This is a genomic window from Pseudomonas acericola (SeqCode) (assembly GCF_053456465.1).
Genome location: NZ_JBRFJB010000001.1, coordinates 78,428 through 97,695, shown reverse-complemented (window position 1 = coordinate 97,695; position 19,268 = coordinate 78,428). Strand labels below are relative to the sequence as shown.

General features: G+C 62.9%; 15 protein-coding genes. 8 read left to right on the top strand and 7 right to left on the bottom strand.

All coding sequences use genetic code 11. The features are described from left to right. Window positions 1-6: 6 nt before the first annotated feature. The 3 genes from ACU688_RS00430 to ACU688_RS00420 are packed head-to-tail and all read right to left on the bottom strand — an operon-like array spanning window position 7 to window position 1,381. Window positions 7-222, bottom strand: coding sequence for a DUF1289 domain-containing protein (locus ACU688_RS00430; protein ID WP_448183280.1), 216 nt, complete (start codon window positions 220-222; stop codon window positions 7-9). Further along, window positions 219-743 (bottom strand): gamma carbonic anhydrase family protein, encoded by a 525-nt coding sequence (locus ACU688_RS00425; RefSeq protein ID WP_448183279.1) that lies wholly within the window; start codon window positions 741-743, stop codon window positions 219-221. The genes ACU688_RS00430 and ACU688_RS00425 overlap by 4 nt, the downstream gene beginning before the upstream one ends. 35 nt (window positions 744-778) lie before the next feature. Next, a complete protein-coding gene (locus ACU688_RS00420) occupies window positions 779-1,381 on the bottom strand; it encodes a CoA pyrophosphatase (RefSeq protein WP_017736785.1) in 603 nt (200 codons plus the stop codon). Between the two features lie 146 nt (window positions 1,382-1,527). On the opposite strand from ACU688_RS00420, the gene ACU688_RS00415 reads away from it, so the two are divergent. The 7 genes from ACU688_RS00415 (at window position 1,528) to nagE (ending at window position 10,017) form a co-directional block, all read left to right on the top strand. Next, window positions 1,528-2,076: an NUDIX hydrolase gene (locus ACU688_RS00415; protein ID WP_124525033.1), complete on the top strand. Its 549-nt coding sequence runs from the start codon at window positions 1,528-1,530 to the stop codon at window positions 2,074-2,076. Window positions 2,077-2,100: 24 nt separating this feature from the next. Continuing rightward, the gene (locus ACU688_RS00410; protein WP_017736787.1) at window positions 2,101-2,604 is read left to right on the top strand and encodes a L,D-transpeptidase family protein; all 504 of its coding nucleotides are present in this window, start codon (window positions 2,101-2,103) and stop codon (window positions 2,602-2,604) included. 263 nt (window positions 2,605-2,867) lie between these two features. Beyond that, window positions 2,868-3,626 carry a GntR family transcriptional regulator gene (locus ACU688_RS00405; RefSeq protein WP_448183278.1) on the top strand — a complete coding sequence of 253 codons (759 nt, stop codon included), beginning with the start codon at window positions 2,868-2,870 and terminating at the stop codon, window positions 3,624-3,626. A 9-nt stretch (window positions 3,627-3,635) separates the two neighbouring features. Next, the gene (nagA, locus tag ACU688_RS00400) at window positions 3,636-4,742 is read left to right on the top strand and encodes an N-acetylglucosamine-6-phosphate deacetylase (protein ID WP_448183277.1); all 1,107 of its coding nucleotides are present in this window, start codon (window positions 3,636-3,638) and stop codon (window positions 4,740-4,742) included. Then, the gene (locus ACU688_RS00395) at window positions 4,735-5,745 is read left to right on the top strand and encodes an SIS domain-containing protein (protein WP_448184009.1); all 1,011 of its coding nucleotides are present in this window, start codon (window positions 4,735-4,737) and stop codon (window positions 5,743-5,745) included. Before nagA ends, ACU688_RS00395 begins: the two co-directional genes overlap by 8 nt. A gap of 36 nt (window positions 5,746-5,781) precedes the next feature. Beyond that, window positions 5,782-8,292: a phosphoenolpyruvate--protein phosphotransferase gene (gene ptsP / locus ACU688_RS00390; protein WP_448183276.1), complete on the top strand. Its 2,511-nt coding sequence runs from the start codon at window positions 5,782-5,784 to the stop codon at window positions 8,290-8,292. Between the two features lie 27 nt (window positions 8,293-8,319). Continuing rightward, entirely contained in the window at window positions 8,320-10,017 is a 1,698-nt protein-coding gene (gene nagE, locus ACU688_RS00385; RefSeq protein WP_448183275.1) for an N-acetylglucosamine-specific PTS transporter subunit IIBC, read from the top strand. A 326-nt stretch (window positions 10,018-10,343) separates the two neighbouring features. Here the strand turns inward: nagE and ACU688_RS00380 are convergent, their stop codons facing one another. After that, entirely contained in the window at window positions 10,344-10,655 is a 312-nt protein-coding gene (locus ACU688_RS00380) for a YqfO family protein (protein ID WP_448183274.1), read from the bottom strand. A gap of 4 nt (window positions 10,656-10,659) precedes the next feature. After that, window positions 10,660-14,556, bottom strand: a complete 3,897-nt coding sequence (gene purL / locus ACU688_RS00375) for a phosphoribosylformylglycinamidine synthase (RefSeq protein WP_448183273.1) — start codon at window positions 14,554-14,556, stop codon at window positions 10,660-10,662. A 286-nt stretch (window positions 14,557-14,842) separates the two neighbouring features. Here purL and mltF point away from each other — a divergent pair, with 286 nt between their 5' ends. Then, entirely contained in the window at window positions 14,843-16,303 is a 1,461-nt protein-coding gene (mltF, locus tag ACU688_RS00370) for a membrane-bound lytic murein transglycosylase MltF (RefSeq protein WP_207040563.1), read from the top strand. Between the two features lie 141 nt (window positions 16,304-16,444). On the opposite strand, the gene ACU688_RS00365 is transcribed toward mltF, so the two are convergent. Then, entirely contained in the window at window positions 16,445-16,717 is a 273-nt protein-coding gene (locus ACU688_RS00365; protein ID WP_448183272.1) for a PTS sugar transporter subunit IIB, read from the bottom strand. Window positions 16,718-16,719: 2 nt separating this feature from the next. Beyond that, the gene (gene ptsP / locus ACU688_RS00360; protein WP_448183271.1) at window positions 16,720-19,236 is read right to left on the bottom strand and encodes a phosphoenolpyruvate--protein phosphotransferase; all 2,517 of its coding nucleotides are present in this window, start codon (window positions 19,234-19,236) and stop codon (window positions 16,720-16,722) included. Window positions 19,237-19,268: the final 32 nt, after the last annotated feature.

Sequence of the window (19,268 nt, the reverse complement as noted above, 5' to 3'; positions counted from 1 at the left end):
GATCTATCAGGCCCCCGATTTCCCAGAGACCATAAACACCATCCCCCCCGCCACCGCCCGCTCATGACACAACCCCAACACCACCCGGCGCTCGGCATTGTCCATGCGCCCCCAGCGCGTGATCTCATCCACCGTACGCTGGCAGCCGGTACAGATATCGTCATCATCCAGCGCACAAATGCTTACGCATGGCGACGCAACGGGGCGTTCAATCGGGTTCATTCTTCCTGCTCAACCAAGTCACGCGCGTAACGCTGCGAGTTATGCACATAGTGCGCGGCGCTGGCTTCGAGCATCTTCTTCTGCGCCTCGGTCAACTCACGCACCACCTTGCCCGGCGAACCCATCACCAGCGAACCGTCAGGAATCTCCTTGCCCTCACCGATCAGCGAGTTGGCGCCGATGATGCAGTGCTTGCCGATCTTGGCGCCGTTGAGGATGACGGCGTTGATACCGATCAGGCTGTAGTCGTCCACCGTGCAGCCGTGCAGCATGGCGTTGTGCCCGATGGTCACGCCGGTGCCCAGGGTCAGCGGGTAGCCCATGTCGGTGTGCATCACGCTGCCGTCCTGCACGTTGCTGTTCTTGCCGATCAGAATCAGTTCGTTGTCGCCACGCAACACCGCGTTGAACCACACGTTGGCGCCCTCCTCCAGCTTGACCTTGCCCACCAGCGTGGCATTGGGGGCCACCCAGCTGTTGGGGTGCGTCTCGACGCGGGCGTCGCCCAGGCGGTATTTCATGGTTTTTCCTCACGGCTCGCCATTCAAACGATGGCTTAGATATTGATGAAGCTTTTCGGTGGCTGGTGCAGGCTGATCTTGGCGTCGTCATAGAGCAGGTTGATCAGCTCGACAATCATGATCGCCGTCAGGCCCCAGATCTTGTATTCACCAAACCGATAGCTGGGCACGTACCAACTGCGGCCCTGGTAATCGATCCTGTGGGTATGTTCCCGCGGGTCCTGTCGGAAAAACTCCAAGGGCACGCTGAACACGGCGGCAATCTCGGCATCGTTGGCCAGGTACTCGACGTAATCGGGGATAACGCCTACATAGGGTGTCACCCGAATGCCATGCAGGGAAATCAACGGGCTCAACGGACCGATCACTTCCACCAGGCCAGGTGGCAGGCCGATTTCTTCTTCGGCCTCGCGTAGCGCGGTGAAGATCAGGTCCGGGTCTTCAGGATCGCGGCGCCCGCCAGGGAAGGCCACTTCGCCGCCGTGGGTCGACAGGCCGCTGGCGCGCAGGGTCAGGATCAGCTCAGGTTCGTCACTGCGGGTAATCGGCACCAGCACCGCGGCCTCGGGGAAACGCCCGTCAGTCTCCAGGGTGTGGGGAGTGTGATTGCTTACCCGGCGAAGTAGCTCGTCCAGCATGAGTCATCTCGGTCTGTTGGCTACCTTGCATCATGCACCAAAGCGTGCGGGCGCCCAACCCCAAAACCCGGGGGCTGTCGCTAAACGACAACTTGCAGGGCCCTGCCCGCCAAGCCAAGATAGACGCACTTTCCAGGAACCCCAGCATGAATTTCTGCAGCCAGTGCGGTAAACCGGTTACCCAACGCATCCCCGAAGGCGACGGCCGCCTGCGTTTTGTGTGTGATCACTGCTCGACCATTCACTACCAGAACCCCAATATCGTCGCTGGCACCGTGCCCGTGTGGGGCGACAAAGTGCTGCTGTGCCGTCGCGCCATCGAACCGCGCCTGGGTTACTGGACCCTGCCCGCCGGCTTCATGGAAAACGGCGAGACCGTCGAACAGGCCGCCGCCCGCGAAACCCTGGAAGAAGCCTGCGCCCGCGTGCGCAACCTGAGCATCTACACCCTGATCGACGTGCCGCACATCAACCAGGTGCACATCTTCTACCGCGCCGAGCTGGTGGACCTGGACTTCGCCGCAGGCCCCGAAAGCCTTGAAGTGCAGCTATTCGATGAAGCCGACATCCCTTGGTCCGAGCTGGCTTTCCGCACGGTCGGACGTACCTTAGAATGCTTTTTCGCTGACCGCCGGCAACAACAATTCCCGGTGCGCAGCGAAGCGGTGCCGCCGATGATGCCATCGCCCAAATAACACTCCAGGCAGGAAATCGTTTTAATGCGTCTGTTGCTCGCCCTTATCTGCCTGTCGTTTGCTACCTTGTCATCAGCCTCCACGGTGGAAACCCTCGGCGGCAAAACCGTCGAAAAAGTCCTGGTCCTCAAGTCCGCCCACCAATTGCAACTGATCAACGACGGCAAGCCCCTCAAGACCTACCGCATTTCCCTCGGCAAAAATCCCAAGGGCCACAAGCTGATCGAAGGCGACCGCCGCACTCCAGAGGGCCTGTACTGGCTCGACTGGCGCAAGACCAGCGACCGCTTCAACCTGGCCATGCACATTTCCTATCCCAATATCAGCGACGCCGCCCGCGCCCGCCGTGAAGGCGTGAAGCCCGGGAGCATGATCATGATCCACGGCACCCCCGACACCGAGGAATACCCGGAGCAGTGGTTCCACACCCTGGACTGGACCGACGGCTGCATCGGCATGCGCAACGTGGATATGCGTGAAGTGTGGAACCTGGTCAAAGACGGCACGCTGATCGAAATCCGTCCGTAAGCGGCGACCGTTCGTAAAATAATTCAAAAAAAATCCCTCCTCCCGAACACGCCTGCCGGTGAATACCAGTTCACCGCGCCGGGCTGCACTGTTCTGCGCGCGATAAAGACCTCTCTAATACCACTTGATACAAGGCCCCATTGCAGGGCTCTAAAACCGTGGACCGCACCGTTTTGGCTGCATTGACATGGTATTTAAGTGGTATTAATTTCCGGCCAATACCGGGCGACAACACTCCAATAACCGCATCGGAAACCTTAGCGATGAACCCTATCCTGGCCCTGCGCCCCGACGACACCCAATCCACGCCGCTGTACCTGCAACTGGCGCGCAAACTGGAAGCGGCGATCCATGCCGGCCAGTGGACATCCGAACAGGCGCTACCCTCGGAACGCGCGCTCTGCGAGCAGTTGAGCATTTCGCGGGTCACCGCCCGCAAAGCCCTGGAAGTGTTGTTTGCCCAAGGCCTGATCCGCCGCAGCCAAGGCTCCGGCACCTTTATCACGCCGCGTCTGGAACAGCCGCTGTCACGTCTATCAGGCTTTAGCGAGATGCTGCGCCTCAAGGGCTTTGTGCCCAGCTCCCAATGGCTGGAGCGCGACATCACCCCGCCGACCCACGAAGAACTGATCCGCCTGTGCCTGTCGCCCACCGACAAAGTGGCGCGCCTCAAGCGTCTGCGTAAGGCCGACGACACGGTGATGGCCATTGAGATGACCGCCATGCCCGCCGCCGTCTTGCCCAACCCGCAGGTGGTCGGCAGCTCGCTGTACGAATACCTGGAAGGCATTGGCAAACCCATCGTGCGCGCCCTGCAACATATCCAGGCAATCAATGCCTCGGACGAATTCGCCAAGCTGGTGGGCATCGCCCCCGGCACCGCCATGCTGCTGATGACCCGCGTGGGCTACACCGCCGACAACACGCCAATCGAAATCACCGACACCTATTGCCGCAACGACTACTACGACTTTGTCGCAGAGCTGCGCCGCTATGACTTTGCCGCCGAGTTGCGGCCTTAGAGAACTGCCATGTCCGAAGACAATATCCTCACGCCCCACGGCTGGATGCGCGGCCGCCTGGTGCACGAACACGGCAAGGTGATCGCCATCGACGGCACGCCTTGCGACCCGGCCGACAACGATTTGCCCTACCTGCTGCCAGGTTTTATCGACCTGCACGTACACGGCGGCGGCGGCAAGGACATCATGGAAGGCTTTGCTGCCTTCGAGACCATTACCCGCACCCATGTGCGCTTTGGCACCACGTCGCTGTTGGCCACGACCATGACCGCGCCGGTGGACGAGATCTCCAGCGTGCTCGACCAACTCGGCACTTTTTGCGAACAACGCCCTACAGGCTGCGCCCGGGTTCTTGGCGTACACCTGGAAGGGCCCTACATCAATCCGGGAAAACTCGGCGCCCAACCCAACTTCGCCCACACCGCGCTGATGGATGAAGTGGAAGCCTACCTGCGCCTGGCGCCGATCCGCGTGATCACCATCGCGCCGGAAATCGCCGGCCACGACGCGTTGATCCGCACCCTCAGCCAACGCGGCGTGCGCATGCAGATCGGTCACACCCTGGGCAGCTATGAAGAAGGCGTCGCCGCCCTCGCCGCCGGCGCCACCAGCTTCACCCACTTGTACAACGCCATGAGCCCGCTGCATCACCGCGAGCCGGGTATCGTCGGCGCCGCGCTGGCCCACGCCAAGTATGCCGAGTTGATCCCCGACTTGCTCCACGTGCACCCCGGCGCCATGCGCGTCGCCTTGCGCGCGATCCCGTGTTTGTACTGCGTCACCGATTCCACTGCCGCCGCCGGCATGCCCGACGGTGAATACAAGCTGGGCAGCCACACCGTGACCAAATGCCTGGGCGGCGTACGCCTGGCCGACGGCACCCTGGCCGGCAGCACCCTGACCATGGATCAGGCGCTGCGCAACCTGGTGAAAATCGGCCTGCCGATCAGCGAAGCCTCACAACGCCTGTCGCAATTTCCGGCGGACTACCTGGGCCTGGAAGAACGCGGCCGCCTGCAACCCGGCAGCTTTGCCGACTGCGTGCGCCTGGACCGCTCCCTGCAACTCACCGACGTAATGGTCGAAGGAGAAACCATTGACTTCAAAAATGCTTGAAGAGGCCCTGGCCTCCTGCGACGCCGTCGCGGCACAGCTGCAACGCCTGGAACCGACGCTGGCAGAAATCGCCGGCCGCCTGCGCCGCCAACCGCCGCAAGTGGCGATGACCATCGCGCGCGGCAGTTCGGACCACGCCGCCAGCTACTTTGCCTATTTGGCGATGCAGCACGTGGGCATCCCGGTGGCGTCGTTGCCGATGTCGGTGGTGACCTTGTTGCAGGCGCCGATGAAAGTCAGCGGCCAGGTCGCGTTCGGCTTCTCCCAGTCCGGCCAAAGCCCGGATCTGGTCAACAGCCTGCGCCTGCTGCGCAAACGCGGCGCGCTGAGTATCTCGCTGGTCAACGCCGAAGACTCGCCGCTGGAAGCCGCCTGCGAATTCCACGTGCCGCTGTGCGCCGGCCCGGAACAGAGCGTCGCGGCGACCAAAAGCTTTATCGCCACCCTCAGCGCCAGCGCGTTGCTGGTCGGCCACTGGAACGCCGAAGCTGACTTGCTGCAAGCCTGCCAGGCGCTGCCCGACGGCCTGCGCGAAGCCGCCACGCAAGACTGGAGCGCCGCCATCGACGCCCTGCGCGGCTGCCAGCAACTGATGGTGATCGGCCGTGGCGCCGGGTTTGCCATCGCCCAGGAAGCCGCGCTCAAGCTCAAGGAAACCTCGGCGATCCAGGCCGAAGCCTTCAGCAGCGCCGAAGTGCGCCACGGGCCGATGGCCTTGATCGGCGCCGACTACCCGCTGCTGGTCTTCGCCCCTCGCGGCGCCGAGCAGGCCGGCCTGTTGAGCCTGGCCGCCGATATGCGCCAACGCGGCGCCCGGGTGTTGCTGGCCGCACCGGACGATATCGCCGAGCGCGACCTGACCCTGAGCCGCGCCGAACACCCGAGCCTGGACCCGATCCTGGCGATCCAGAGCTTTTACGTGATGGCGGCCGGTCTGGCGGTCGCCCGGGGCATGAACCCGGACCAACCGCGCCACCTGAGCAAAGTCACCCGCACTCACTGAGTCGGTTGCCGTGTTTTCCTGATGAGTACCGTGCCGATGTCCTACAACAATAATGAATTGACCCTCAGCGCCCCGTTAAGCGGGCCAGTGCAGGCCCTGGGCAACGTCCCCGACGAAGTCTTCGCCAGCGGCGCCATGGGCGACGGCATTGCCATCGACCCGCTGAACGATTGCCTGCATGCCCCGTGTGACGGCGTGATCATCCACGTCGCCCGCACCGGGCACGCGCTGACGATTCGCGCCGACAACGGTGCCGAAGTGCTGATGCATGTGGGCATCGATACGGTGGAGTTGAACGGCGAAGGGTTTGCGTTGTTAGTCAAGGACGGCGCGCGGGTGCGTGAGGGGCAGGCGCTGGTGCAGTTCGATCTGGACCGGATTGCGCGGCAGTGCAAAAGCCTGGTCAGCCTGATCATTCTCACGAACGGCGAGCACTTTGAGCTACGGTCGGTGGCGGGAAAAACCGTCAAGGTCGGTGAGCCGTTGCTGCAGATCGTCGCGCGCTCAGCGGCTTCGATTCAGGCGTCTGTGGATAACTCCACGGCCGAAGCCAGCGCCCGCGTACGCATCACTCATCGAGGCGGCGTGCATGCGCGCCCGGCAGCGTTGATTCGCAAGACCGCCCAGGGTTTCAGCAGCCAGGCGCAGTTGCACTTCGCCGGCAAGTCGGCCGCGTGCGACAGCCTGATCGGCTTGCTGGGCTTGGGCATTGGCGAAGGCGACGAGGTGCGTGTCACCTGCCGTGGCAAGGATTGCGAGGCGGCGTTGCACGCCTTGGTCGCTGCGCTGTCCGTTGCACCCGAGGATGAACATCCCGCGCCCGTTAGCGTTGCTCCACGCCGCGCGAATAGCGAAGCCGGCGTGTTGCAGGGCGTCTGTGCAGCACCCGGCCTGGTGTGCGGCCCGCTGATACGCCTGACCGGCATCGACCTACCGCCAGACACCGGCCAGCATTCCGCCGACGAACAACTGCAACAGTTGGACGTCGCGCTGGAACAGGTGCGCAGCGAAATCCGCAGCACCCTCGCCCATGCCCGCCAGCGCAAGCACGTCGAAGAAGAAGACATCTTCGCCGCCCACCTCGCGCTGCTTGAAGACCCGACACTGTTGGACGCAGCCACCCGCGCCATCGAACTCGGCAGCGCCGCTACCCACGCCTGGCGCGATGCGCTCCAGGCCCAGTGCGACGTCTTGCTCGGCCTGGGCAAACCGCTGTTTGCCGAGCGCGCCAATGACCTGCGCGACCTGCAACAACGGGTGCTGCGCGCCTTGCTGGGCGAAGCCTGGCACTTCGAATTGCCGGCCGGGGCGATTGTCAGCGCCCATGAACTCACCCCATCGGACTTGTTGCAGTTGAGCGCGCAGCACGCTGCCGGCATCTGCATGGCCGAAGGTGGCGCAACCTCCCATGTCGCCATTCTGGCGCGCGGCAAAGGCCTGCCGTGTGTCGTAGCGTTGGGCAGCGAAGTGCTCGACGTGCCCCAAGGCCAACGCGTGGTACTGGACGCCGCCAACGGCCGTCTGGAACTGGCCCCCAGCGCAGCGCGCCACGCCGAAGTGCATCAGATTCGCGATGCGCAGACACTGCGCCGCCAGCAGCAACAGGCCCAGGCGCAATTGCCAGCACAGACGACTGACGGTGTAAGCATCGAAATCGCTGCCAACGTCGCCTCCAGCGCCGAAGCCCAAGTAGCGTACGAAAACGGCGCCGATGGTGTCGGGCTTTTGCGCACCGAATTTCTCTTCGTCGACCGCCGCACCGCGCCGGATGAACAGGAGCAACGCCAGGCCTATCAAGCGGTACTGGATGCGATGGGCGACAAGACGGTGATCATCCGCACCATCGACGTCGGCGGCGACAAACAGCTCGACTACCTGCCGCTGCCGGTCGAAGCCAACCCGGTGCTGGGTTTGCGCGGGATTCGCATGGCCCAGGTGCGGCCCGAGCTGCTCGATCAACAACTGCGCGCGCTGCTGCAAGTCTCGCCGCTGGAGCGTTGCCGCATCCTGTTGCCGATGGTCAGCGAAGTGGATGAGCTGCTACAGATCCGCCAGCGCCTGGACGAACTCTGCGTGGAGCTGGAACTGACCCAACGCCCGGAACTCGGGGTGATGATCGAAGTGCCCGCCGCCGCGCTGATGGCCGAGCAGTTGGCCAAACACGCGGACTTCCTCTCGATCGGCACCAACGACCTGTCCCAGTACACCCTGGCCATGGACCGCGACCACGCCGGCCTCGCCGCCCGCGTCGATGCGCTGCATCCGGCGCTGCTGCGATTGATCGCCCAAACCTGCGCGGGCGCGGCCAAGCAGGGGCGTTGGGTCGGCGTGTGCGGCGCCCTCGCCTCCGACCCGCTGGCCACGCCGGTACTGATCGGCCTGGGCGTCAGCGAGCTGTCGGTGAGCCCGCCGCAGATCGGTGAAATCAAGGACCGCGTCCGGCACCTGGACGCGGCGCAATGCCGGCAACTGAGCCAGGGCCTGCTCGACCTGAGCAGCGCCAAGGCCGTGCGCCAAGCCTGTCAACACCACTGGCCGCTGAGCTGACAACAACAAGAAAAAAGGAGACACGCCATGTACCAACACTTTATCGAAGGCCTGCAACGCCTCGGCCGCGCGCTGATGCTGCCGATTGCGATCCTGCCCATCGCCGGCCTGCTGCTGCGCCTGGGCGACACCGATCTGCTGAACATCGCGGTGATGCACGACGCCGGGCAGGCGATCTTCGCCAACCTGGCGCTGATCTTCGCCATCGGCATCGCCGTGGGTTTCGCCCGCGACAACAACGGCACCGCAGGTTTGGCCGGGGCGATTGGTTACCTGGTGATGATCTCCACGCTCAAGGTGATGGATACGAGCATCAACATGGGCATGCTCGCCGGTATCGCCAGCGGCCTGATGGCGGGTTGGCTGTACAACCGCTTCAAGGACATCAAGCTGCCGGAGTACCTGGCGTTTTTTGGTGGGCGACGGTTTGTGCCGATTGTCACGGGGTTCAGCGCGGTCGGGCTGGGGGTGATCTTTGGCTTGATCTGGCCGCCGATCCAGCACGGCATCAATAGCTTCGGCGTGCTGTTGATGGAAAGCGGCAGCCTCGGGGCGTTCGTGTTTGGCGTGTTCAACCGCCTGCTGATCGTCACCGGGCTGCACCATATCCTCAACAATATGGCGTGGTTTGTGTTTGGCAGCTTTACCGATCCGCTGACCGGTGCGGTGGTGACCGGCGACCTCACCCGCTACTTCGCCGGTGACCCGAAAGGTGGCCAGTTCATGACCGGCATGTTCCCGGTGATGCTGTTCGGCCTGCCGGCTGCGTGCCTGGCGATGTACCGCAATGCCCTGCCGGAACGGCGCAAGGTGATGGGTGGGATTTTCCTGTCGATGGCGCTGACCTCATTCTTGACCGGGGTGACCGAGCCGATTGAATTTGCGTTCATGTTTCTTGCGCCGTTCCTGTACCTGATCCATGCGCTGCTCACAGGCTTGTCGATGGCGGTGACCAACCTGCTGGATATCCACCTGGGCTTTACCTTCTCCGGTGGGTTTATCGACATGGTGCTGGGTTGGGGCAAGTCCACCAATGGCTGGCTCGTATTCCCGGTGGGGTTGGCGTATGCGCTGATTTATTACAGCGTGTTCAGCTACTGCATTCGCCGGTTCAATCTGAAGACGCCGGGGCGTGAGGATATCCAGGTGGTGCAGGCCGAGGTGATGACCGATAACCAGCGGGCCAGCGCGTACATCCGCGCATTGGGTGGTGCTTCGAACCTGTTGAGTGTGGGCGCGTGCACGACGCGCCTGCGCCTGGACATGGTGGATCGCAACAAGGCGGTGGATGCGGAGTTGAAAGCGCTGGGCGCCATGGCCGTGGTTCGACCGGGGAATGGCGGCAGTTTGCAGGTCGTGGTCGGGCCGATGGCCGATAGCATTGCCGATGAGATTCGCTTGGCCATGCCTTCATTTGTTGCCAGTGCGCCGGTGATCGCTGCGCCTGTGGATAAGCCGGTGGCGGTGAATGTGCAGGAGGCCGAGAAGTGGCTGAGCGCTTTAGGTGGCCGGGCAAATGTGCGGCAGCTAGAAGCCGTGGCGATGACGCGGTTGCGGGTGGAACTGGGGGATGATTCGGTATTGTCCGAAGCGGATCTGACTGCACTGGGTTGCCAAGGTGTGAGCCAGCTGGATAGCGGTGTTTGGCACTTGCTGATTGGTGACAAGGCGTCGGGGTTGGGTGAGGCGTTGGAACGGTTGGTAGCACGCCCGATCAATGCCTGACTTGTGCGGCGAGGGAGCTTGCTCCCGCTGGAGTGCGAAACGCTTCCAAGATTTTTGGGGCCGCTGCGCAGCCCAGCGGGAGCAAGCTCCCTCGCCACAGCGTGAATGATATTGATCGTTCCCACGCTCCACGCGGGAACACGACCATGCTGATATTTGAGGTGCCAGGACTGACGCCATCGCGGGGAAGCCCGCTCACACATTTTTGATCTGTGAATACATTCAAAATGTGGGAGCTGGCTTGCCTGCGATGAGGCCCTCACAGCCAACAAAAAACCCGCCGGCCAAACTGGCCCAGCGGGTTTCTTGTTTTTGCAGCAGACGAATCAGAAATCCGCCAACTGCCACACTTCATAAGCCGGTGTCTCGTACGGATGGCTGAGTTTCAAAGCAGCCACGACAGCCACGATCAATTCATCCGCCACCACCAACTCCACCTTCCATTCTTCAACCACTTCAACCTGGCCCACTTGCCCGATAAACGGCTGGCTGCCGTCCATCGCGCGGAACTGGCCCTGGCCCAGCACTTGCCAGGCGCAGTTGTTGTAGCTGCCGATGCGCCCGCCGCCGGCTGCGAAGACGGCGGTTTTCACCGTTTCCACATGGCTGTCGGGCACAAAGAAGGCGAGCTTGTACACCGTCTTAGTTCACCCACACACGAGCGTTACGGAACATGCGCATCCACGCGCCGTCTTCGTTCCACTCTTCCGGGCGCCACGAGTTCTGCACGGCGCGGAACACACGCTCCGGGTGCGGCATCATGATGGTGACGCGACCGTCGCGGCTGGTGAGGCCGGTGATCCCGCGCGGCGAGCCGTTCGGGTTGGCCGGGTAGGTCTCGGTGACCTTGCCGTGGTTGTCAACGAAACGCATGGCCACGCAACCGGACAAGTCGGCTTCCAGCAACGCTTCTTCGCTTGCGAACTCGGCGTGGCCTTCACCGTGGGCGATGGCGATTGGCATGCGCGAACCGGCCATGCCTTGCAGGAAGATCGAGTTGGACTCTTGCACCTGCACCATGGCGACACGGGCTTCGAACTGCTCGGAACGGTTGCGCACAAAGTGCGGCCAGAACTCGCTGCCCGGGATCAGTTCGCTGAGGTTGGACATCATCTGGCAACCGTTGCACACACCCAGGGTGAAGCTGTCGTTGCGCTCGAAGAAGCCTTGGAACGCGTCGCGGGCACGGCTGTTGAACAGGGCCGACTTGGCCCAGCCTTCACCGGCACCCAGCACGTCGCCGTAGGAGAAACCGCCGCAGGCCACCAGGCCTTTGTATTCGTTGAGGTCAACGCGACCGGCGAGGATGTCGCTCATGTGCACGTCGATCGCATTGAAGCCGGCGCGGTCGAACGCGGCAGCCATTTCCACCTGGCCGTTGACGCCCTGCTCACGCAGTACCGCCACTTGTGGGCGGATGCCTTTCTTGATGTAAGGCGCGGCGATGTCCTGGTTGACGTCGAAGCTGAGCTTGGTGCTCAGGCCCGGGTTGTCTTCTTCCAGGATCACGTCGAATTCCTGCTCGGCGCACTCAACGTTGTCGCGCAGACGCTGGATCTGGTAGCTCGTCTCGGCCCACTGGCGTTGCAGCAGACGGCGCTGACCGGCAAAAACAGTATCGCCGTTGAAGGAGATGTTGATTTCACCGTTGTTGATCGGCTGACCAATCACCGCCACGCAGTCATCCAGGCCAGCAGCGCTGAACTGTGCAAGTACGTCTGGGGTAGCGTCCTGGCGAACCTGGATCACCGCGCCCAACTCTTCGTTGAACAGGATGCCGTTGATTTCGGAAGCATCCTCGGCAACGCTGTCGAGCACGATGTTCAGGCCGCAGTGACCGGCGAAGGCCATCTCGACAACGCTGGTCAGCAAACCACCGTCGGAACGGTCGTGGTAAGCCAGCAGGTGGCCGTCGGCGTTGAGGCCCTGGATCACGGCGAAGAAGGCTTTCAGGTCTTCAGCGTCATCGACGTCCGGGGCCTGGCTGCCGAGCTTGCCATGGGTTTGCGCGAGGATCGACGCGCCCATGCGGTTCTGGCCACGGCCCAGGTCGATCAGGATCAGATCGGTGGTGCCCTTGTCCATGCGCAGTTGCGGGGTCAGGGTCTGGCGGATGTCGGTGACCGGTGCGAAACCGGTAACGATCAGCGACAGCGGCGAGGTCACGCTCTTGTCGGTGCCGTCTTCGTTCCAACGGGTGGCCATGGACATGGAGTCCTTGCCCACCGGAATGGTGATACCCAGCTCCGGGCACAGTTCCATGCCGACTGCTTTGACGGTGTCGTACAGGCGGGCATCTTCACCTGGGTGACCGGCAGCGGACATCCAGTTGGCCGACAGTTTGATGTCAGACAATTTACCGATACGCGACGCAGCGATGTTGGTGAGGGTTTCACCAATGGCCATGCGGCCCGACGCCGGGGCGTCCAGCAAGGCCAGCGGGGTACGCTCGCCCATGGCCATGGCTTCACCGGTGTAGACGTCGAAACTGGTGGCGGTGACGGCAACGTCGGCCACCGGAACCTGCCACGGGCCGACCATTTGGTCACGGGCAACCAGACCGGTGATGGTGCGGTCGCCGATGGTGATCAGGAAGCTTTTGCTCGCCACGGCCGGGTGGTGCAGCACACGTTCGATGCTGTCGGCCAGTTCCAGCGTGCTTGGGTCGAAGTCATCGCCCAGCTCGGCTTCACGCACGGCCGAACGGTGCATGCGCGGGGCTTTGCCCAGCAGCACTTCCAGCGGCATGTCCACCGGGCTGTTGCCGAAGTGGCTGTCGGTGACGGTCAGTTGTGGCTCGGCAGTGGCTTCGCCGACCACGGCGAACGGGCAGCGCTCGCGTTCGCAGATGGCCTGGAAGCGTGCGAAGTCTTCAGCGCCGACTGCCAGCACATAACGTTCCTGGGATTCGTTGCTCCAGATTTCGTGCGGGGCCATGCCCGGCTCGTCGTTTGGAATGTTGCGCAGTTCGAAACGGCCACCGCGGTCGCCATCGTTGACCAGTTCCGGGAAGGCATTGGACAAACCACCAGCACCGACGTCGTGGATGAAGCTGATCGGGTTCTTGTCACCCAACTGCCAGCAACGGTCGATGACTTCCTGGCAGCGACGCTCCATCTCTGGGTTTTCGCGCTGTACGGAAGCGAAGTCCAGGTCTGCCGAGCTGGTGCCGGTAGCCATGGAGGAAGCGGCGCCGCCGCCCAGGCCGATCAACATCGCCGGGCCACCGAGCACGATCAGCTTGGAGCCGACCAGGATCTCGCCTTTCTTGACGTGTTCTTCACGGATGTTGCCCATGCCGCCAGCCAACATGATCGGCTTGTGGTAGCCGCGCACTTCATCGCCACGCGGGGTGGTGATGGACTGTTCGAAGGTACGGAAGTAGCCGGTGAGGGCCGGACGACCGAACTCGTTGTTGAACGCGGCGCCGCCCAGCGGGCCTTCGATCATGATGTCCAGCGCAGTCACGATGCGCTCAGGCTTGCCGTACGGCACTTCCCACGGCTGTTCAAAGCCCGGGATTTGCAGGTTGGATACGGTGAAACCGGTCAGGCCCGCCTTTGGCTTGGCGCCACGGCCGGTAGCGCCTTCGTCGCGGATCTCGCCGCCGGAACCGGTGGCTGCGCCCGGGAACGGGGCAATCGCGGTCGGGTGGTTGTGGGTCTCGACCTTCATCAGGATGTGCACCGGCTCCTGCACCGCGCCGTACTGGCGGGTCTCTGGGTCCGGGAAGAAACGCCCGGCGACGGAGCCGACGATGACCGAAGCGTTGTCCTTATAAGCCGACAGAACGCCTTCGCTGTGCATCACGTAGGTGTTCTTGATCATGCCGAACAGGCTTTTTTCCTGGCTTTCGCCGTCGATGTCCCAACTGGCGTTGAAGATCTTGTGACGGCAGTGCTCGGAGTTGGCCTGGGCGAACATCATCAGTTCGATGTCGTGCGGGTTGCGCTGCAAGCCGTTGAAGGCGTTGACCAGGTAGTCGATCTCGTCGTCGGCCAGGGCCAGGCCCAACTCGGTGTTGGCCTTCTCGAGGGCGGCGCGACCGCCACCGAGCACGTCAATCGCGGTCAGCGGCTTGGGCTCGGCGTGGCTGAACAGGCCGGCAGCCTGTTCCAGTTGGCTGACGATGATCTGGGTCATGCGGTCGTGCAGGCTGCTGGCGATCAGCTCGGCTTCGGCATCGCTGAACTGGCCAGCGACATAGAAGGCGATACCGCGTTCCAGGCGCTGGATTTTCTCCAGGCCGCAGTTGCGGGCGATATCGCTGGCCTTGCTCGACCAGGGCGAGATGGTGCCGAACCGTGGCAGAACCAGGAACAAGCGGCCGGTCGGCTCTTGAACGGGAACGCTTGGGCCGTACTTCAGAAGGCGTGCCAGCACTTGCTGTTCGTCGGCGGTCAAGACGCCGGTGGCTTCGGCGAAGTGAGCAAATTCAGCATACAGGCCTGTAACCGCTGGAACCTTCTGGCTCAGTTGTTCAAGGAGTTTGCTGTGGCGAAAGGCAGAAAGGGCAGGAGCGCCGCGCAGGATCAACATCTTCGGGACAGCCTCGGGAAGGGGTGTGCTTTGAGGCCGTGCATTCTAGCGTAAACCGTCGCCAACGGCACCCGAAACGGCACGGCTGGCGGCTGCCGAACGTCAGTTGGCACGGTTTGGACGCTTTCGGGGCATTTCCCCGGGCTTTTCGCGCAGTTATTTTAACCGTCACAATTGCCCGCCAACCCGCATTTCTGCGGGCTGCAGCACGCTTTGGCGGCCACTAGCAGACAACGCCCACGCTGTCGAGATATGGCGCCGTGGGCCGTTTGCGTATACTGCGCAGATGTTCTCCCCAACTGCTTTGCGCCCGCGATGTGCCAAATGGCTCTTCGCAACCGGACTCTTCCTGCTGCTCAGCGCCTGTGTTGATAAACCCAGCACGCTTGAGCGAATCAAGGAGGATGGCGTATTGCGGGTGATTACCCGGAACAGCCCGGCGACTTATTTCCAGGACCGCAACGGTGAAACCGGTTTCGAATACGAACTGGTCAAGCGCTTTGCCGATGACCTGGGCGTCAAGCTGGAGATCGAGACCGCCGACAACCTCGATGACCTGTTCGGCCAGTTGGGCAAGACCAACGGCCCGGTGCTGGCTGCCGCTGGCTTGGTCAGCAGCGAGCAGCGCCAGCAGCAGGTACGTTTCTCCCATCCTTACCTTGAAGTGACCCCGCAGATCATCTACCGCAATGGCCAGTCCCGCCCGACGAACGCGGCCGACCTGGTGGGCAAGAAGATCATGGTGCTCAAGGGCAGCACCCACGCCGAACAACTGGCGGCGCTTAAACAGCAGAATCCTGCGATTGAATACGAAGAGTCCGACGCCGTTGAGGTGGTCGACCTGCTGCGCATGGTGGACGAGGGGCAAATCGACCTGACCCTGGTGGACTCCAACGAAGTGGCGATGAACCAGGTGTACTTCCCCAACGTGCGCGTGGCGTTCGACCTCGGCAACGCCAGCAACCAGAGCTGGGCCGTGGCCGCCGGTGAAGACAACAGCCTACTCAACGAAATCAACAGTTACCTGGACAAGGTCGAGAAAAACGGCACCTTGCAGCGTCTGAAAGATCGCTATTACGGGCACGTTGATGTACTCGGTTATGTAGGCGCCTACACCTTCGCCCAGCATTTGCAGCAGCGCCTGCCCAAGTACGAGAAGCACTTCCGCGCCTACGCCAAGGAAGAAAAGGTCGATTGGCGCTTGTTGGCCGCCATCGGCTATCAGGAATCGCTGTGGCAACCGGCGGTCACCTCCAAGACCGGCGTGCGTGGCCTGATGATGCTGACCCAGAACACCGCCCAGGCCATGGGTGTGTCCAATCGCCTGGACCCCAAGCAAAGCATCATGGGTGGCGCCAAGTACCTGGCCCGGATCAAAAGTGAACTCGATGACAGCATCGCCGAGCCGGATCGCACCTGGTTCGCGCTCGCGGCCTACAACGTCGGCGGCGGCCACCTTGACGATGCACGCACCCTGGCCAAGCGCGAAGGCTTGAACCCGAACAAGTGGCTGGATGTGAAGAAGATGCTGCCGCGCCTGTCGCAGAAGCAGTGGTACAGCAAGACCCGCTACGGCTATGCCCGTGGTGGTGAGCCGGTGCATTTTGTGGCGAACATCCGGCGCTACTACGACATTTTGACCTGGGTGACCCAGCCGCAGTTGGAAGGCAACCAGGTGGTCGAAGGCAATCTGCATGTGCCGGGTGTGGATAAAACCAAGCCGCCCGAAGACAATCCGAAACTCTAAGAACATCACCGAACCCATGTGGGAGCGGGCTTGTGTGGGAGCTGGCTTGCCTGCGATAGCGGTGGGTCAGTCGCCACATGAGCTGTCTGATCCACCGCTATCGCGGGCAAGCCCGCTCCCACAGTTTGATCTTCATTGGGCTTAGAGACCGGTGAGCAGATGCACCACGCCACCCGTCAGCACCATCACCCCCGGCACACCAGCTGCCTTCAACGCCTGCTCGTCCAATCGAGTCGCATCCTGCAACTGCACCCTCACCCGCGTCAGCGCCACGCGCTGCTGCGACTTGAGGTTATCCGCGCCACCCAATGCCTTCAGCACCTCGGCCGACAACAACGCCGGCGTTGCCGCCGTCTCGGCCACCAGATCCGGCGTCAGGGCTTTCCAGAACGCCCGCTGCAATTTCTCGAACATGCTCAAAGCTCCACGACAGGTGAGGTTTCAACGGTAGCCGCGTGATACTGGCGCAACGCTTCACGCACTTGCGCGGCTTCTTCCAGGCCCAGCACCTGGCGGGCGATGATCTGGCAGTCGGCCAGGTCCAGCTCGCGCACGGTGGCCTTGATGGTGGGGATCAACGGCACGCTGACCGACAACTCATCCACCCCCAGCCCGAGCAATACCGGCACCGCCAGCGCTTCGGAGGCCAACGCGCCACACACACCGACCCACTTGCCGTGGGCATGGGCGGCCTTGACCGTGGTGGCGATCAGGCGCAGCACCGCCGGGTGGAAACTGTCGGCCTGGCTGGCCAGGCGCGGGTGGTCGCGGTCCATCGCCAGGGTGTATTGGGTCAGGTCATTGGTGCCGATGGAGAAGAAATCCACATGGGGCGCAAACACATCTGCCATCAGGGCGGCGGACGGTACCTCGATCATGATGCCCAGCTTTGGCAGCTCGGTGAGCCCGAGCGCCAGCGCTTCTTCTTGAAGAATCGTGCGCGCCTGGTGCAGCTCGGACAGCAGGCTGACCATCGGCAGCATGATGTGTAGGCGCGCAAACCCGGCGCTGGCGAGGATCGCGCGGAATTGTTCGCGCAACAGCTGCGGGCGTTCCAGGCACAGGCGAATGCCGCGCAGACCAAGGAAGGGATTGGTCTCGGCCTCCATCGGCACATAGGCCAGCGGCTTGTCACCGCCGACGTCCAGGGTTCGCACCACCAAGTTGCGCTCACTGCCCAGGGCACGGGCGATCTCGGTGTAGGTCTCCGCTTGTTCTTCAGGACTTGGCGCGCGATTGCGGTCCAGGTAGAGGAATTCGGAGCGCAGCAGGCCGACGCCCTCGCCGCCCAGGGTCAACGACTGCTCGACTTCTTGCAGCGAGGCAACGTTGGCACTGACGTCGACGTGATGACCATCGCGCGTGGTTGCCGGTAAAGCCGCCTGCGCCACCTCGCGCTGACGTCGCAGGATGTGCTGTTGACGCGCCGTTTCCAGCTGTTCGATTTCCGCCAGGTCCGGGTCCAGGTGCAGTTCGCCTTTGTCGGCGTCCAGCAGCACTTGCTTGCCATTGGCCAGTGCCAACACCTGCACCGGCACACCGCAAATCGCCGGCAAACCCAGGGCACGGGCGAGGATCGCGACATGGCTGGTGGCCCCGCCACCGACGGTGACAAAACCCAGGACCTTGCGGGTATCGAGACTGGCGGTTTGCGATGGTGTGAGTTGTTCGGCGATCAGGATCGCCCGCTCCGGCAAGTCCCAGGCGCTGTCTTGAATACCCAGGATCAGCTTGAGCACGCGCTGGCCGACATCGGCCAAGTCCGCCGCACGTTCGGCGATCAGTGCATTGCCCAGGCCCTGGAACAGTTTGACGGTGGCGAGCGTGGCGCTGTTCCAGGCAAAGGCGGCGCTCTTGCCTTGCGCCAGCAGGTCGTGGGCGTGTTCGAGTAAGGTCGGGTCTTCGAGCAACTCCTGGTGGGCGCGAAAAATCTGCGCCTGGGCGCTGCCGCTGGCCTTGTCTTGCAAGGCTTGCAGCGCTTCGCTTGCCGCCAGCAGGCCGCGCTGCAAAGCGCCACGCTCGGCCGCCTCCCCGCTGCCCGGTTCCGTGATGTTCAACGCGGGCTCGGTCACTTGCACCACCTGGCCAAACGCCGAGCCCGGCGACGCACACACGCCGCGCAACAACGTCGACGACAACACCGGCTCAATCACTTCAGCCGGTGCCGCGACCGTCTCGCCGCAACCGTCAGCCAACAACGCCACCAATGCCTTGATCGCAGCATCGGCATCCGCTCCCGCTGCGCTCACTTGCAGGGTGTCGCCATGCACGGTTTGCAGCGCCATGATCGCCACCAGCGACTTGGCGTTGGCGCTCTGGGTTTGCTTGTGCAGGTAGATGCTCGCGTTGAAGCCTTTCGCCGCCTGGGCCAACACCGCCGCCGGGCGTGCGTGCAGGCCGTTGGCGTTGGGCAGCGTCAGCGGTTTGGAAAACAGTGCATCGCCCTCCTCCTCGTCCACTGCGCCAACCGGCGCGCCTGGGGATAAGTGCATCAATGGCTGGCCCACCTCGACCAGACCATTGGCCAGCAAGGTGAACGGCTCGCCGCTGACTACCAGCATCAGGGTCAGCAAACTGCGGGCATGCAGCGCCACGTAGTCGGCATCAAATTCGATCAGCGCTTGCCCGGCCTCCACCTGCTGGCCTTCCTGCACCAAGCGGGTGAAGCCTTTGCCGGCGAGGTTCACGGTGTCCAGGCCGATATGCAGCAACACCTGCACGCCGTGCTCGTTGGTGATGCTGACGGCATGCCCACTGTCCTGGATATTGCTGATCACCCCGGCCAACGGCGCGCAGAGGGTCTGCGAGGTCGGGTCGATGCACAGGCCGTCGCCGATCAGGCGGCTGGAGAATACCGGGTCGGGCACCGAGTCCAGCGCCAGCAGTACACCGGACAACGGTGCCAGCAGTTCCAGGGGTTGAGTTGTGGTCATGACTTCACCTGTTGTTTTGTTCTGTAAACATC